This window comes from Streptomyces sp. NPDC003032 (assembly GCF_053591415.1).
Map to the genome: position 1 here is coordinate 29,524 of NZ_JBSFTT010000041.1, position 16,709 is coordinate 46,232.

Consider the following 16,709-nt stretch of genomic DNA (forward strand, 5'->3'; position numbering starts at 1 on the left):
CCGGACACCTCACCCACCACGCATGCGCGATTACACAACAGGCATAGTAGGGGTCCGGTCTGACAACGGAGGGTGGGGGCCACGCGCTCCCGGCGCCGCACGGGGAGAAGCAGGCATTTATGGCATCACGGCGGGATGAACTCAACGCCTACACCTTCGCGAAGCGTCGCACCCTGGCCGCCTTCATCCAACCATCTCCCTCGGGCTCGGAGGAGGGCGCACCACGGCCGATGCGCGCTGTACTGCCCGGCCTCATCGTCGGGGTGATCGTCCTGGCGGTCTTCGGTGCGTGGGGAATGTTCAAACCCGCGGCGAAGCCCGGCTGGGACAAGCCGAAAGAGCACGTCATCATCGCGAGCGACTCCACGACTCGGTACGTCGTCCTCAAGACCGATGGCGAGCGCCGGCTGCACCCGGTCCTCAACATGGCATCGGCGAAGCTCCTTCTCGACGACGGCAAGGGCGAAGTCATCAACGTCGACGAGTCCGTGCTCGACAAGGGCACGATCCCGCACGGCGCCACCATCGGCATCCCGTACGCCCCCGACCGGATGCCGTCGGCATCGGAGGCCGGCACCGCGAAGCGCTGGGCGGTGTGCGAGCGCCCGGTTCAGGGAGGCAGGGCCATCCAGAAGGCCGCGTTCGTGCTCGCCGCACGCGATAAGGGCAGGACCGACGGCGACGAACGTCTTCGTGGTGGCGAGCTGTTGTACGTCGTCGGCCCCGACAAGGTCCGCTACGTGGTCGACGCGCAGGGCACCGCCTACCGGGTCTCCCCGAAGGACGAGCTCCTGCCGCGCACCCTGGTGGGATCCGACCGCGTACCGCAGCGGGTCTCCAAGCAATGGCTCAAGACGCTGCATCCCGGCGACCCGATCACCTTCCCGACAGTGCCGGGCGCTCCCGGGGACAACGCCGGCGTACCGGACCTGCGGGACCCGGCGGCGAACAAGGTGGGCATGGTCCTCCGGGCGAACAACGGCGACAGAATGCAGCACTACGTAGTCCTGCCCGGACGCGTCGCACCGGTCTCCGACTTCACCGCGAAGCTGCTCCTGAGCAGCCGGAGCCTGGCCGACCTGGGACAAGCGGGCCACGCCCGTGACATCAGTGCCGGAGCCTTCACTCCCGACGCCGAGGAATTCGGCGCACAGTACACCTGGCCGTCCGAGAAGCCCTCGCCTGCCAACAGCGCCTCCGTCGCCCACGGCGGCCGCACCACCGTGTGCAACGTCCTGCGCCACGTCGACGCGGACAACGGCAGAACGAAGCTGAGCACCTGGGCAGGCACCGACTTCCCGGTCGGCCTTCCGACCGGCTATTCGAGCGCGTACGTCACCCCCGGATCGGGCCAGCTCTACCGGCAGTTCCTGGGATCGGAGACCAAAGCGGGCAGCGTGTTCCTGGTCACCGACACGGGCCTGCGGTACGCGATGCAGTCCAACAGCGACAGCGCGACGGACGACGAAGGCATCGGAACCTCCACCAAGCAGCGAAAGCGTGAGCAACAGGAGGCGCGGCAGGCCCAGACCCGCCTCGGATACGCCGACGCGGAGGTCGCCCCGATACCGGCCGCCTGGTCCACGCTCCTCCCGACGGGCCCGCGTCTGTCGACAGCGGCGGCGCGCCAGCCGCAAGGCTCTTAGGGGAAGTCGACGATGACCTACGCATCCACCCAGGCTCCCTGGGCGCGGCGAGCCGTGACAGCAGCCGTAGGGCTAGCCTTCACGGTGGCAGCAGCCGGTCCTGCCATTGCCGTGCCACAGGCCACGGATCAGTGTGAGTTCCCGTCCAAGAAGTACGCGGGCCGCCCTTGGGCTCTACAACGCGTCCTCCTGGACGAACTGTGGCGACAGTCCGCGGGCGAGGGCGTACGGGTGGCGGTGATCGACACGGGTGTGGACACGAAGAACCCTCAACTCGCCCGCGCGGTGGACGCTTCACGCGGACGCAATTATCTCCCGACGAAGGACGACAAGGGCAAGAAGATCGAGCGCGGCAAGGCGAACGGCACGACGGACAACGTCGGCCACGGCACGCGCGTAGCGGGCATCATCGCGGCACGCCCTGCCAAGGACACCGGATTCGTGGGCCTCGCCCCCAAAGCGACGATCATCCCCATCCAGCAGAACGACGCGGAGGGCCACGGCACCGCACAGAAGCTCGCGGAGGCGATCGACTACGCGGTCGACGCGGGCGCGGACATCATCAACATCTCCCAGGACACAGCCAACGCCGTCGAGCCGGCCCCCGCACTCGAACAGGCGGTGGACAGGGCGCTGGGGATGCAGCGGGTCGTCGTCGCCTCCGCCGGCAACGACGGCCTGGGCGGCAACGTCAAGAAGACCTACCCCGCCTCCTACGAGGGAGTACTGGCGGTCGCCGCCTCGGACCGCAACAACGAACGTGCCCCCTTCTCCCAGTCCGGCGAGTTCGTGGGCGTGGCGGCTCCCGGTGTGGACATGGTCTCCACAGTCCCAGGGGGCGGCCACTGCGCCGACAACGGGACCAGCTTCGCCGCCCCGTACGTGGCAGGCGTCGCGGCCCTCCTCAAGGCCAAGCATCCGAACTGGACCACCCGACAGATCACCGCCCAGATCAAGCAGACGGCGGAGCGCTCAGTGGCCGGCCACGACCGCCTGGTCGGCTGGGGCGTCGTGGACCCGGTCCGCGCCCTGACGGAAGACGACCACCCGATCGAGACACCTACGCCCGGAGAGGGCCTCACCCGAGCGAAAGCCCCAACTCCCGCGAAACTCCACCTGGGCGAGACATCGGAAGAGCGTACGGCGCGTATCGCCACGTACGTAGCAGTGGGGGCGGTGGTGCTGGTAGCGGGGCTTGGCGGGACAGGAGTGGCTGTGCGAGATGCGCGACGCAGACGCCGACGGACGCAGTAGCGTCGTTGCGAGGAGAGTTGCAGACGTCAGTACTGGTCGACTCTTTCGCCTTCTGGTACCTGGTAGCAGCCTGAGATCACTCTTACGGTCAACTTGGGCGGGTTGTCCTTAGCGTAGTGCGTGACGCGGACGCTGAATTTCCTCTTGTCATTGTCGGCAGTGAGGTTCAGATTTCTGTTCGGGCTGGTATCGCGCTCGTACTCGACGACCTTCCACCCATTCTTGGGCAGCTCTTCCCTGAGGCGTTTCATCACGTCGTCAAGCCCCTTGTCCGATTCTGGCGTGAAGCTCCAGGGATGACGCATCCGGAAGAACTTCTCGTGGTCCCTTTCCTCGCCGCACCGGGTCACGCCCGGGCCGGGCTCGGAAACTTTTCCCTGGAGGCCGATGATGTCAAGGATGTCGCTGGATACTCTTTTTGTTTCAGATCGCGCATCGTCGATACTCCGTGTACCGGACGAGGGAACGGAGTCAGTGGTTCCGCTTGAATCAGTCATGCTGCATCCCGTGAGTGAGGTGAAAGCGAGGGACAACAGAAGTGCTGCGGTTCGCGTCTCATTCTTCAAGGTCTACGTTCCCTGTCCGGCCTACCACGACTTGGGCTTGGTTCTCGAGACTGGTGGTACCACTATCCCAATAGTCGCTGTGTCCATGTGTGTCCGTGGCCATCTGATTCGCCCCAAAGAGCTCGTCGCTGGGGATGATCCATACCCCGCCGCCTACATTGAACTGACTTCCGCCGTGCCCGTAGCGGCCGATGTCCGGGACCACATCACCTTCCGCCTCCTGATTCCAGACGTGTCCCCGGGGGACGTCCATTTCCGAGGCCGAGCCCACCTGAACCCCAGGACTGCCCGCGAACACCACGTCGTCTGCGTTGAGGTCACCCTGTCGGGCTGCGGAGCCAACCAGCGTGGTGCCGTATGAGTGGCCGATGACGGTGCGATGGCCCTCCGAATCGGTGGTGCGCGAGGCGTCGAGCCCGTCCAAAAATTGATTGAAGACCGGTGCCCCGTCGTCCGCGTAGTGTTCGAAGGGGGCATCTTTTACGATGCTCTGCGGGGCGTCGTATCCGAGCCACGTCAGAGTGGAGACTGATTCTCCTTCGCCAACCGCATTGGCTTCTCTCCACAGATTCGTCATGCGATCGATGTCTCCTCCGACCTTCCCTAGGTTCGAGGTCGTGCCGGGAACATAGACGGCTGTGTGGTCAGCAGTATCCGGATTCCCTGTAGCGATGATCGCGCGGCCGTTCCCCTCCGCGCTGAAACCGAGCAGGTAGGCTTCGGGTAGTCCATCGACGCCTGCGGAGTCGAAGCGGTCCTGAATCTTCTGCATTCCGTTGAGCGAACTTTCAAGATGCTCCTTTCGCTCGCTGTACTTTCTGTGCCAGTCCATCCATTCATCGCTGTGTACCATGCCCACACGACCACCACCGTTGACCCACTTATTGATTGGCTCCGGCGGGATGGCCTTCAGCGCCACCTCGTACTGGCCTTGCTTCTCAGCCAGTACCATGCGGTTGGCCTCGTCACGGACATCCGCCGGCAGGCCGTCCAAGGCTCCTACCGACGCAGGCCGGACAGCGACGTAATCAGCCTGTTCCTCCGCAGTGAGGTTCTTCCACCACTTCGCGTTCTCCTGGGGGGTGCCGTCCTTGGGAGGCCCTCCAAGCGTCTCCAGATACTCTTTCGCTGCCTCTCGAACTCCATGCATGTCGGCCTGCGCGTCGGACCAGTCCCGGGCAGAAACCGAAAGATCATCATCAGCCTTGAGTGCCCGTAGCTTCGGAGCCCACTTCTCGTCGGCTTCCGTCGCCTCCTTGATGGCCGCGGCGATGCGGTCGGCGTACTCCTGGGCGCGGGCATAGTTCGGATTGGGATCGAAGTTGGCGGCCTGGCGGTTCAGGCCGGATGCGGTTTCGTCAGTCGTGCCGTTTGCTGTTCCGCCTTCGGGCTTTTCGCCGTTGGTCTTCTTACCAGCTGACGGATAAGTAACTGTGCCATCACGGTTTACGGTAAATTTCTCTGCCTGGGCAGCATCAACGGCTGAGTCAAGTTTCCTCTTTGCCGCAGCGATGTCATAGGCGAAGCCGCTGAGTGCCGTTCCGATCAAGCCGCACTCGACCTGGGTGTAGTGGAAATTCTCCGCCAGCTCGGACAATTGTTTGAGGGCTGCCCTGGCAGTCGCACCTTCGAGGGATTTCCGCATGCCAGCAGTGACTTGTTTGTCGATGTGGTCCTTGGCCGTACTGGCCATGTCGCTGGTCGTGCGATACCCGTCCGCTGCGTTCTCGAACTCGGATGGAGTGAGGGATCTGAGTGTCGTGTAATCCATTGTCGGAGGTCACTGTCCCTTGGCCTGGCCGCCCGTAGCCGGCGTGTCCCCGTACGCGACGGACAACTTCGAGATCCCGGCTTCCACTGCCTCGTCGGTCTTCTGCTGATGACGGCCCATCTGCTCCAACAATTTCTGAAGAGAGCCACATCTGCGGCTCACGTCCTTGACGTAGCGCTCCCAGGAATCGTGGACGCTCTGCTGAGCTGCCGCGCTAAGACACTGAGGGCCTTGGCCGAGCCCTTTCTGGCCGTCCTCCAGCTTCGCCAACGCCTTGCTGATGTTCTCTCGCAGCGAGCCGACCCCCTCCCCAGCTTTGCTCCACGCAGCCCTACTGGACTTGAGCCCGGTCGAGCCACCGCTGTCCCAGCCATCTGCACCGCTAGGGCTTGGGTCGGCGCTCCCCCGGTCAGTCGGAGCTTGGTTGAGCTGCAGCTGTGTGGGGTGGCGGTCTGCCGCATTGGCTTTGAGCTGCTCCCATTCATCCCACGCCATACGTGGTCTCCCTCCTTAGAGTGTTTCCTTTGGGTGCCAGTGCGTCACGGTTGCCGGCCCCGCTGGACGACCTGAACGCCCGTGAGAGTAGCGGTGGTTGCGTCTCAAGGGACTGAGTAGACGTACTCAGAAGGGTTGAGTAGCCAGTACGTCGCTGCGGAGGCGCGGTGGTGGCATTGTGCATACTGCGACAGGCCGTGAGGGGTCAGAGATGACGTGTGCGACTGGCATCGAACGCCGGGTCGCGGTTCGTCCAAGTCCCGAGGGGTGGCCGATTTGCAACTGCCGTCACGTGTAGCCCAGTTGGTTGGGACACAGGGAGTGACTAGAGTGACACAGATACACAAGTGATCACCAATCATCGCGGTCACGAGAAGGCCGGGCAGGGTAACGGGGAGGGAACGTCTCGTGCTTCCTACGGACGGGTACGAGGGCACTGCGCCGTCAGCAGGCGCTGATGTCAAGCGCGGCCTGGAAGCGTTGAAGACGTTCCGGCGGCGAATCAACACTGTCCTCACGGAGTTCGAGGGCTCGGCCGCCGGTCCGTCCAACGTCGGCACGCAGAAGGTCTCCCGGGCTTCCTTCAGTGGCACGGGCAGCGCATTCCCCGAGGCCGACGGCTTGCACTCGCAGTACGACCAGGTACATGAGCGGCTGACCTCGCTCTCCAAGATGCTCGGTGACCAGATCGAGGCGATGGGGATCGCCGTGCATGGCGCGGACGTCGGCTTCGACAACCTCGAAGACGATCTGCGGCAACGCTTTTGGGCTATCCAGACCAAGGTCGACCGGGAGCTGGGAGCGGCCGGGCGTGAGCGCGGCGGCAGGCCTGAGGAGCAGGGTGGCCACGGCAGCGACAAGTCTGACGCCGGGTGGTCGTAGTGGGCTTCGAAGGGCACCGTCTCAATGACATGATCGACCTGGTCGAGCAGGCCAAGCCGGGCGATCTGGAAAGTGCTGGCGAGGCGCTCCAGAAGGCGCGCGACGCGATCGCCGCAGCTGCCAGGGAACTGGGCGGGCATATCGACCGGGTCGACTGGGAGGGCGAGGCGGGGCAGGCTTTCCGTAAATGGGGCAAGAACCTCGTCAAGGACACCCACAAGCTCTCCGACTTCGCCGAAGCCGCGAGCGTGCAAATGGCTTCGGCCGGTGCGGGCTTGGCGTCCGTACGCGGCTCCATGCCGCCGCGCGACAGTCGTGCCGACCCGAAGGCCGTCGAGGATATCCCCTCTCCTAAGAGAGTTGAGGGGAACGAGGAGTACGGTGCCGCCGTCAAGGCGGAGCGGCATCGGCAAGAGGCGATCAACCAGATGAACCGGTTGGCGTCGTTCTATCTGGTGTCGCAGGAGGGCATGGCCAGGCAGGAGCCGCCTACGTTTTCGGCGATGCCGAAGGTGGGGGTGCCGAGGCCGGAGCGCAGCCCGATCTTGTTCGACGTCGGGGGAGGCGGTGCGTATACCACCACAGGCGCTGCCGGAACCCATTCGGCGTTCCAGCCCTTAGCTGACACCGCGTCGACCGGCCCTGCCGGCCCGGATGCCTCCTCGCCGTCTCACGAGGAGGCGCAAGGCGCCGTCGTGCCTCCCGTTCGTTCTGTCGGTACGGAGATAGACAGCGTCGGCACGTTGCCTCCCCAGACAGCTAACCCGGCTCCGGTCGCCCAGACTCCGCCTTCGGGCCCAATGCCGAATGACGCGACGCCTGTTCCTCCGTTGGGTCGAAGCCGTTTCAGTCCGGTGATCAGCGGACCCACCGCACGTACCTCTGGTCCTACGGGAGTCACGAAGAACCCGATGCCTTCGCAGGGACGAACAGGGTCGAGTGGCCCCCTGGGCCCCGGAGGGGGCCCAGGGCGTGGCCCACTAGGGCCGACTGGGCCGGGCGGTCCGACTGGCCAGGGGCGGAGCATCGGTGGCCCGGCAGGACCTGGGCAGCCACCGGTTGGGCGCGGTGTCACCGGTGGAACGCCACGGCCCCACGGAGTGCCGGGCCCAAACCCGGGCGGTCCGAATCCCACTGGCGCGGCGCGACCCCAAGGCGTGGTCGGAGGGCGTCCACAGCCGGGGCCCGTGTCCGGCTCGGCCGGTTTGAGGGCGCCACGAGGTCCCGTCATCGGTGCTCAGGGAACACGTACCTCTTCAGCAGAGAGCGTCAGCGTTGGCCAGCGAGGGGTAGTGGGGGCGAGTCCGCAAGGTGGTGGCAGAGGCCAGACGCCTCGTCGGACCCTTGGTAGCCCTACCGGCGTCGTTGGCACTCCGAAGGGGCGCACGGACGCGGACGCGGGGTGCAGAAACGGGTTCACCGCTGGTGGGACCGGTCTAGCACGCGCTTCCATGGGTAACCAGCGGCTCCCTGGCGAAGAAGGTGAGGAGGCCGCGCAGCGGCCTGACGGGTTGGCCGAGGACGAAGAGATGCATCCGCCCTATGGGGCGCGGCCCGTGCCGCCAGTAGTCAACTGATCGTGAGCGAGGGCATGCAGGGCATGAAAGCAGGGTTAGGCCGATACGGCAGGTGGTATGCGCCGTTCACGCGGAGGACACGGGGACGGGTCGCCACCGGTGGTTTGGTAGTTGGCGTACTGGCCCTCCTGTCTGTCGGGCTGGCTCCGGGCACGGTTGCTGCCGACGCCCAGCCGAAACAGTGGTACCTGGATGCGATGAGCTCCGATGACCTTTGGAAGGTGAGCACCGGTAAGGGGATCAAAGTTGCTGTCGTCGACTCCGGTGTTTCGATGACGCCCTCCCTCAAAGGCCGTGTGATGCCTGGAAAGGACGTAACGGGAAAGCGGGGCGGGTCGCTGGACGACTACGACAGTCATGGAACGACCATGGCGGAGCTGATCGTTGGTTCCGGCCGAAACGGAGGGCTCAAGGGGCTGGCGCCTGGAGCGGAAGTCATCTCTTTCCGAACTTCCCTTGGCGGTGAGCAGGAAAGCGACAGTGCTGAAGCCATTCGCGCTGCCGCCGACAGCGATGCGCACATCATCAACATGTCGTTCGGCAGCGACTTCATGTACCCGGAGGAGAAGGCGGCAGTGGAGTACGCCGCTTCAAAGGGGAAGCTGATGTTCGCGGGCGTGGGAAACGATGCGGAGAAGAAGAACTTCATCGGGTACCCCGCCGCGTATCCCCAGGTCGCGGGCGTATCCGCCGCTGATCGGTCCGGCAAGGTCGCCAAGTACTCGGAGTTCGGTGCCTATGTGGATCTTGCCGCGCCGGGCCGGGATATTCCCCACTGGTGTGACGCGACATTCCGCTCGTACTGCGACAACGGCGGCGGCGGCACCAGCTCCGCCACCGCCATCGCCTCCGCCTCCGCCGCCCTCGTCTGGTCCAAGCACCCCGACTGGACCGCCAACCAGGTCCTCCGCGTCCTCATCGACACCGCGGGCCGCGACTGGCCGAAGGACAAGCCCAGTGACTACCTCGGCTATGGGCTGATCCGGCCCGCCCGCAATGTCGTGAAGGGCGAGGGAAAGCCCGGCCCCGCGGACGTCGATCCGATCACGAACAAGAAGACCGCGGTTGCTGGAAGCGACGAGGACGGCACTGCTCCTTCTGCCTCCGCCTCCGCACCCGCCGCGTCCTCTTCACCGCCTCCACACAAGGGCACTTCAGGCGACGCACAAGCCACGGTGGCGAAATCCTCGGACGGCGGCGACTCCTCCCGGAGGTGGATCATCGGCGGCGGGCTCGCCGCCGTCGTCGTCGTGCTCTGCGGCGGTGGTTACGCCGCGGTGCGCGCTCGGCGCAGAGCCTGAACTCGGCATGAAACCAACCGATACATCCCAACGAAGGTAGACGAAGGGGGCCCGACCGTGGCTGACGGCCAGAAATTGAACAACCAGCAAGTAGCGCTTCTGAAGAAAGAGATCGTGGGCAAGTACGACTCGGTCCAGAAGCAGCTCAAGCGTCTCCAGGGAACGCTCGACACGATGGAGGCCAACTGGCGGGGCATCGGAGCGCACGCCTTCGACAAGAAGCAGACCGAGATCAACCAGCACATGCGAGCGATCGGCAACCTCCTGGTGGACTTCCTCGAAGGCATCAGCGGCAACGAGAAGCTCGTGGACGGCCTTGAGGACCAGGTCCAGTCGACGATGAACAGCATCGACGTCCAGTACGGCGGTAAGCACTCGGCCATCAGCAGCTACTGAGCGCACAGCATCCGGCGCACAGCATTCAGCGCGCAGCATTCAGCGCAGAGCACCCAACGCACCACACCTGAGAAACGGGGCAAGCATGGCAAACGTTCACCTGGACGAACTCGCCGTCAAGTACGGCGGCCTTGACGCCATCACCACCGAACTCGGCATCCAGGCCAAGCAGCTCGAAGCCGACCTCGCCGACATCAAGCGGGCCGTGGCCAAGGTGGCCGAGGGCTGGGAGGGCGAGGCCCACACGGCGTACACCGTCAAACAGAAGGAATGGGACCAGCACGTCGAGGCCATCCACCGGGCCCTCGTGGAGATCGGCCAGAAGGTCGGCCAAGCCGGCGGCGACTACCGCGGCGGTGACCTCAAGGGCGCCAGCTACTTCCAATGAGTCCGTGCGGGTGCGGGACGAAAATGCAGGAGTAGAAAGTAGGACGTAGGACGTAGGCGTAGGCGTAGGACGTGAAGGGTGGACGCGCGCGGGAGGCGTCCACCCTTCACGTCGCCCGTTCCTCACTCCGCGGGAAGCCCGCCATTGCGTGCGGAAGGCTCCAGATCGAACTCACCGTCCCGCGCCCCCAGCACAAAGGCCCGCCACTCCGCCTCCGTGTACCGCAGGACTGTCTCCGGCTCCAGCGACGACCGCATCGCCACCGCGCCCCCGGGCAGATCCGCGATCTCGACCCGCTCTTCGTGGTGCTCGGTGCCGGGAGCGCTGCGCCATTCGACGTCGGAGATGTCGAGCGCGTAGAGCTCCTCCTTCTCGCGTTCCTTGCGAGCCTTGTCCCGTGCCTCGGTGTCCGGTGCTTCGGTCATGCGGAGCGGTCCCTTCACAACGTACGAAAGTGCTGTGGAGCCACACTACTTGCGGTGCTCCGCCGCTGTTCAGGGGTCGAGAAAGGCCGACCCCCGGGGTGCGGCCCGGAGCGGGAGCACGCTCAGTACTCCCCGGCCACCAACCCCGTCTGCACCATCGGCTTCCCCCGCCTCCGCGACACGAAGATCCCCCGCCCGGTCGGCATCGGCCGCGGTCGTACGCCGCCCAGGAGATCGCCCTCGTCCGAGTCGCCGGCCAGGATCACTCCCTGGGCGCCCAGCTCCTTCATACGCTGCATGAACGGCTCGTACGACGCCCGCCCCGCCCCCGCCGTCGAGCGGGCGACGATGAAGCGCACGCCCACGTCGCGGGCGAACGCAAGGAGTTCGGTGAGGCCGCTCAGTGGGTTGCCGCTGGACGTGGCGACCAGATCGTAGTCGTCGATGATCACGTACACCGTCGGGCCCTGCCACCAACTGCGCTCGCGGAGCTGGCGCGCGGTGACGTCCGCTGTCGGGGTGCGCCGCTGGATCAGGTCGGCCAGGGCCGCCATGTGGTGGTCCATGGCGTTGGACATGGGGATGTACTCGGCGAGGTGGGAGGCGGGGGCGGCGTCGAGGAGGGAGCGGCGGTTGTCGACCACGAAGAGCTTGCAGGCGTCACCGCTGTAGCGTTCCGTCAGTCGTCTGATGAGCAGCCGCAGCAGGTTCGACTTGCCGGATTCGCTCTCGCCGAAGACGAGGAAGAACGGGTCCTGCTCGAAGTCCACGAAGACCGGTTCGAGGTTGTTCTCGTCGAGGGCGAAGGAAACGCCCCGGTCCGGGAAGGCATGGCCGGGAGGCAGCTGTTCGGCCGGGAGTTCCCGCGGCAGCAAACGGACCTCCGGGGCGCCAGGCGCCGTCCAGTGGCGGGCGACCTCGGCGGCGAGCGCGGCTGTGGCGTCGGACAGCTCCGTGTCGGACGACAGACCGTCGATGCGCGGGACGGCAGCCATGAAGTGCTGCTTCCGAGGCGTCTGCCCCCGGCCCGGCACCCCGGCGGGGACATTCGCGGCGACCTTGCGGTCGAACTCGGAGTCCATGGTGTCGCCGAGCCGCAGTTCGAGGCGGTTCATGAGGTGGTCCTTGAGGTTCGCGCGGACCTCCATGGACCGTGACGCGGTGAGGACCAGGTGGATGCCGTATCCGAGGCCGCGGGCCGCGATGTCCAGAACGGCCGGTTCCAGTCCCTCGTACTCCGAACGGAAGTTGCCCCATCCGTCGATGATCAGGAAGACGTCGCCCCACGGCTGGTCCGTCACCGAGATCTCGCCGCGGGCCCGGCGCGCGCGGAAGTCGGTGATCGACGCGATGCCCGTCGTACGGAAGTACTCCTCGCGGCGGGTCAGGACGCCGTACACCTCGGCGACCGTGCGCCGCACACGCTCCGGGTCCAGGCGCGAGGCGATCCCACCGACGTGTGGGAGGCCGGCGACCGCCGCCATTCCGCCGCCTCCGAAGTCCAGCCCGTACAACTGCACCTCGTACGGCGTATGCGTAAGAGCGAAGGAGGCGATCAGAGAGCGCACCAGCGTCGACTTGCCCGACTGCGGCCCACCCACGACCTGCATATGTCCCGCCGCCCCCGAAAAGTCGCACCACAGCGGCTCACGTCGCTGCTCGTACGGCTTGTCGACCAGGCCCAGTGGTACGACGAGGCGTCCCGCCCCTTCGTAGCCGGGCTGGGTGAGCCCGCGCCCCTCGACGGGTGTGAGCCCCGCGAGCAGCGTGTCGAGGGACGGAGGGCTCTCCAGCGGAGGCAGCCACACCTGGTGAGCCGCGGGGCCCTGCGCCTCCAAGCGGCGCACGATGACGTCGAGGACGGTGTCGGCGAGCGCGTCGTCCGTGTCCCCGTCAGGGCCCGCAGCGGGACGGGGCTCCGGCACCGTCACGGCCCTGTACCGCACCGGCACCTCGGCCGCTGTGAACAGCACCGGGCGGCGGTCCACGGGGCGCGGCCCGCTGAGGGTGGTGGCCTGCGCCGAAGCCGAGCGGTACACCCCGGAGACGTACGCCGCCTTGAAGCGGACCATCTCGTCCGTGCCGAAAGTGAGGTAACCGGAGCCGGGAACGTTCGGCAGATGGTAGGCATCCGGCACCCCGAGCGCCGCGCGCGACTCGGCGGCCGAGAAGGTGCGCAGTCCGACGCGGTACGAGAGATAGGTCTCCAGCCCTCGCAGCCGACCCTCCTCCAGGCGCTGCGAGGCCAGCAGCAGGTGCACACCGAGCGATCGGCCGATGCGGCCGATCTGCACGAACATGTCGATGAAATCCGGTTTCGCGGTGAGCAGCTCGCTGAACTCGTCGATCACCAGAACCAAGGAAGGGATGGACTGGAGCGGGGCACCGGCCGCGCGCGCCTTCTCGTAGTCGTGGATGTTCGCGTAGTTGCCCGCGTCCCGCAGTAGTTCCTGGCGGCGGTTGAGTTCGCCGCGGATGGAATCGCCCATGCGGTCCACCAGCGTCAGGTCGTCCGCCAGGTTGGTGATCACCGCGGCGACGTGCGGCATCTGCGCCATGCCGGCGAAGGTGGCACCGCCCTTGAAGTCGGCCAGGACGAAGTTGAGGGTCTCGGAGGAGTGCGTCACGGCCAGGCCGAGCACCAGGGTGCGCAGCAGCTCCGACTTTCCGGAGCCGGTGGCCCCGACGCACAGGCCGTGCGGGCCCATGCCCTCCTGTGCCGCCTCCTTGAGGTCGAGCATCACGGGGCGGCCGTCCTCACCGACACCGATCGGGACACGCAGCCGCTCCGCCTGGGTGCGCGGACGCCACGTCCGGGTGGTGTCCACCGAATCGGCGTCGCCCAGGCCGAGCAGGTCCGTGAACTCCAGGTTGGCGAGCAGGGGCTCGTCGTCGTCCCCGCCCGAGGCCATGCGGAGCGGCGCCAGCTGCCTCGCCAGCGCTTCCGCGGCTTCGTGGGAGAGGAGGTCGGGCGTGCCCTCGTACACCAGGCCGTGACGCGATTCGATGCGCAGTGTCGTGGGGCGCACCGTGAGGGAGAGATCTCCACGACCCGTGGTCAGCTCACCCGGTACGACTTCGACCACCGTCACGCCTTGCAGTCCCTCGGGAGAGGCGAGCGCCGACGTGGGGGCCAGCGACAGGCCATCCAGTACGACGACGACGTGCGGCTCGTCGGGGAGATGGGCGCCGTCGGGGTGGAAGCGCGGGCGTCCTTGCAGGCGGGCGGTGAGCATTGCCTCCAGTTCCAGCGGGTCGCCGGTGACCAGGCGGCGGCTGCCGGCCCCGTCCGCGGCTCCGGGTGCCTGGCAGTGCGGCAGCCACTTGGTCCACTCCCAGTCAGCGGCGGACTCCGCTCCGGCCGCGACCGCGATCACCAGGTCCTGGGGCGAGTGCAGAGAGGCGAGAGAGGCGGTCAGCGCGCGAGCCGCGCCTCTTACCGAAGTCGGCTCCCCGCTGACCGTCAAGTGGTAGAAGGCGCGTAGCGAGACCGCCATCGGCAGGTTCTCGAGCGTGCCGTGCGTCGAGAGGAAGCGCTGCATGGCGCCCGCGGTGAGGGGCTCCAGCTCGTCGACCGGGGCGGTCTCCGGGGGGACGAGGGGAGTGGCGAGGCCTTGAGGGCCCAGGCCGACACGCACTTGGCCGAAGTCCTCGTCCCCGACGCGGCGTTCCCACACCCGGCTGCCTTCGGCGACCAGCGCCCACAACTGCTCGGGTGCCGGGTGGAGGTAGTACTGCGCGTCGCGCTGCGCCCTCGCGGTGTAGAGCGCCGAACGGCGCGTCTGCTTCAAGTACCACAGATAGTCACGGCGGATGTCCGCCAGCTGGCCCTGGCTGCCGCGGCGATGGCGGATCAGCATCGCGATCGACATGGCCACCGTCGAGGCGACCATCACCATGCCCATGACCTTCATGAACGGATGCGAATTGGGCATGAAGAAGAAGACCACGGAGCCTCCCATGCCGAGCATGGGAAGCAGTTGCATCATCGCGCCTTCCTGCTGCTCCCTCGGCAGTTCGGGCGGAGGCTGCAACACCACCGCCTCCGTGGGTACCGCGGACGGCAGAGCCCGAGGTGGGCGCTTGACGACGATGTGGCTCACTACGCACCAATTCCCTTGCCGGGCCGAGGCGTTCCGTTCGCCACCCCGTGACAGGCGAACGCGCACCGCCGCGTGATCCTACTGACATCCACGGTGCCGGGCAGAGGATAGGGTGCCGAATGCGCGCGGTGGCACACGCGAATCAAGCCGAGGTGCGTACTGCTCAACCGGCCGAGGGAGCAGGGCGTTTCACGGTACGGGGAGAGGGCCGGGCTCAAGATCCGGCCACGTGAACCGATTCGCTCCGTGCCCCGCTCCTCGATGCGGCACAGTCGGCGAGGGCGGCACGCCCGCGCGGAAGGCGGCACGCCCGCGCGGAAGGCGTCACGCCCCGCGCGACCGACGCGGATCTCCAGGCCGCGAGCGCGGCACCAGCACGAGGGGGAGCAGCAGGTGAGCATGACGGCCCCGGCGACGGCCGCCGGAACCGGACGACCCGGTCACGGGTCCCCTTCGGGGAGCGGCGCGGGACTCGGCTTCTGCCGCGTCACCATCGTCGCCCCCGACAGCCGGATCGACGTGGCACTGCCCGACGACGTCCCCGTGGCCGACCTCTACCCGGAGGTCCTGCGGCTCTCCCGGCAGACGCCCGCCGAGGGCGCACCGGTCGGCTACCACCTCGTACGCCGTGACGGCGCGGTGCTGGACAGCGCGCGCTCCTTCGCCGCGCAGCGCATCCTCGACGGTGAGCTGCTGACGTTGCGCCCCTTCTCGGAGTCCCTGCCGCCGGCTGTCTTCGATGACGTGTCCGAAGCGGTCGCGGCCGCGGTGACCCGCGACCGCATGCTGTGGAGCGGCGAGCTGACGCGTGCCGCCGGCCTTACCGGCGCCACCGCACTCTCCGCCCTCCTGGCCTTCGTGGCGTGGACCGCCGCCCCTCGCCACGACATGCACGGCCTCCCCGGGATCCTCGCCGCCGTCGCGGGGCTCCTGCTCCTCACGCTCTCCGCAGTGCGGGCGCGGATCTACGACGACCGTGCCGCCGCTCTCGCCCTCGGCCTCGGCGCGCTGCCGAACCTCGCCGTGGCGGGCTCCGGGCTGCTGCCACTGACCGAGCACCAGGGCATCGGCCGGCTTCAGTTCCTGCTCGCCTGCACCGCCGTGCTCCTCGCCTCGACGATCCTCACCCTCATCTCACCGAGCGGCGACGGCCCCTTCGTCGCCTGCCTCTTCGCCTCGGCGGTGGGTCTGCTCGTGACGTTCCTCGCGACCCTTCGGCAGCTGACACCGGTCGAGACGGCGGCCCTGTGCGCCCCACTGGCCGTGGGAGCCCTCGCTTTCCTGCCCGGCCTGTCCATGCGGTTCGCCCGCCTGCCCATCGGCTTCGAGCCACCCCACGGCAGCCGCGCCTCGTACGAGCTGGAGCCCGCTCCGCAGGAGCCCGTCGACGCCGAGCGCATCACCGCCCAGGCCCGCCGGGGTCATGAGCTCCTCGTCGGCCTTGTGGGCGGCTGTGCCCTGGTGACCGTCGGCTCCGCAGCCGTCCTCGGCTTCTCCGACGACGCGTGGGCGCAGCTCCTGGCCCTCGCCACGGGCATCGCGATGCTGATGCGGGCCCAGCTCTTCCGTTACACGGCGCAGGTCGCCGCGGCCCTGGCCGCCGGCCTCGCGGCTCTGGTCCTGCTCGGTGCGGGCCTGTGCCTCGATCCGCCGCGGGGACTCATGCGCGACGCCCTGGCGGGTGACTCGGCCGCGCTCGACCTGCGTACGATCTGGCTTGTCGCCGCGATCGCCGTGGGGGCGGCGCTGGTCACCGGGATCGGACTGATCGCCCCGCGCGCGGGCGTGACCCCTTTCTGGGGCCGCTTCCTGGAGATCGCCGAGGCCTTCGTCCTGTTGACGCTGGTGCCGCTCACGCTCGCAGTCTTCGACGTGTACGCGGCGGCCAGGGCCATGACCAGCTGA

The 16,709-nt window shown here is 67.3% G+C and carries 12 protein-coding genes; 7 read left to right on the top strand and 5 right to left on the bottom strand.

The annotated features are described in order from the left end of the window. The first annotated feature begins 119 nt into the window (after window positions 1-119). Both eccB and mycP read left to right on the top strand, forming a co-directional pair. Window positions 120-1,646 (top strand): type VII secretion protein EccB, encoded by a 1,527-nt coding sequence (gene eccB / locus ACWDZ7_RS36155; protein ID WP_451802986.1) that lies wholly within the window; start codon window positions 120-122, stop codon window positions 1,644-1,646. 12 nt (window positions 1,647-1,658) lie between these two features. Beyond that, window positions 1,659-2,900 carry a type VII secretion-associated serine protease mycosin gene (mycP, locus tag ACWDZ7_RS36160; RefSeq protein ID WP_451802987.1) on the top strand — a complete coding sequence of 414 codons (1,242 nt, stop codon included), beginning with the start codon at window positions 1,659-1,661 and terminating at the stop codon, window positions 2,898-2,900. A 26-nt stretch (window positions 2,901-2,926) separates the two neighbouring features. Here mycP and ACWDZ7_RS36165 read toward each other — a convergent pair whose 3' ends face one another. From ACWDZ7_RS36165 to ACWDZ7_RS36175, 3 genes are read right to left on the bottom strand one after another with little or no spacing between them, the layout of a single operon-like run. Further along, a complete protein-coding gene (locus ACWDZ7_RS36165) occupies window positions 2,927-3,397 on the bottom strand; it encodes a hypothetical protein (protein ID WP_451802988.1) in 471 nt (156 codons plus the stop codon). A gap of 58 nt (window positions 3,398-3,455) precedes the next feature. Beyond that, window positions 3,456-5,237: an alpha/beta hydrolase gene (locus tag ACWDZ7_RS36170; protein WP_451802989.1), complete on the bottom strand. Its 1,782-nt coding sequence runs from the start codon at window positions 5,235-5,237 to the stop codon at window positions 3,456-3,458. A 9-nt stretch (window positions 5,238-5,246) separates the two neighbouring features. Beyond that, entirely contained in the window at window positions 5,247-5,732 is a 486-nt protein-coding gene (locus tag ACWDZ7_RS36175) for a hypothetical protein (RefSeq protein ID WP_451802990.1), read from the bottom strand. A 480-nt stretch (window positions 5,733-6,212) separates the two neighbouring features. On the opposite strand from ACWDZ7_RS36175, the gene ACWDZ7_RS36180 reads away from it, so the two are divergent. The 4 genes from ACWDZ7_RS36180 (at window position 6,213) to ACWDZ7_RS36195 (ending at window position 10,276) form a co-directional block, all read left to right on the top strand. After that, window positions 6,213-6,614 (top strand): hypothetical protein, encoded by a 402-nt coding sequence (locus ACWDZ7_RS36180; protein WP_451802991.1) that lies wholly within the window; start codon window positions 6,213-6,215, stop codon window positions 6,612-6,614. A gap of 1,579 nt (window positions 6,615-8,193) precedes the next feature. Continuing rightward, the gene (locus tag ACWDZ7_RS36185) at window positions 8,194-9,492 is read left to right on the top strand and encodes a S8 family serine peptidase (protein WP_451802992.1); all 1,299 of its coding nucleotides are present in this window, start codon (window positions 8,194-8,196) and stop codon (window positions 9,490-9,492) included. A 57-nt stretch (window positions 9,493-9,549) separates the two neighbouring features. After that, complete coding sequence (locus tag ACWDZ7_RS36190) at window positions 9,550-9,888, top strand: WXG100 family type VII secretion target (protein ID WP_451802993.1); 339 nt, start codon at window positions 9,550-9,552, stop codon at window positions 9,886-9,888. An 85-nt stretch (window positions 9,889-9,973) separates the two neighbouring features. Then, window positions 9,974-10,276: a WXG100 family type VII secretion target gene (locus tag ACWDZ7_RS36195; protein ID WP_451518697.1), complete on the top strand. Its 303-nt coding sequence runs from the start codon at window positions 9,974-9,976 to the stop codon at window positions 10,274-10,276. A gap of 122 nt (window positions 10,277-10,398) precedes the next feature. Here ACWDZ7_RS36195 and ACWDZ7_RS36200 read toward each other — a convergent pair whose 3' ends face one another. Together ACWDZ7_RS36200 and eccCa are read right to left on the bottom strand one after the other, a co-directional pair. Further along, window positions 10,399-10,701: a DUF397 domain-containing protein gene (locus tag ACWDZ7_RS36200; protein WP_451802994.1), complete on the bottom strand. Its 303-nt coding sequence runs from the start codon at window positions 10,699-10,701 to the stop codon at window positions 10,399-10,401. Between the two features lie 122 nt (window positions 10,702-10,823). Beyond that, window positions 10,824-14,804, bottom strand: coding sequence for a type VII secretion protein EccCa (gene eccCa, locus ACWDZ7_RS36205; RefSeq protein WP_451802995.1), 3,981 nt, complete (start codon window positions 14,802-14,804; stop codon window positions 10,824-10,826). Window positions 14,805-15,203: 399 nt separating this feature from the next. Between eccCa and eccD the strand changes: the two genes are divergently transcribed. Beyond that, window positions 15,204-16,709: a type VII secretion integral membrane protein EccD gene (eccD, locus tag ACWDZ7_RS36210; RefSeq protein ID WP_451803002.1), complete on the top strand. Its 1,506-nt coding sequence runs from the start codon at window positions 15,204-15,206 to the stop codon at window positions 16,707-16,709.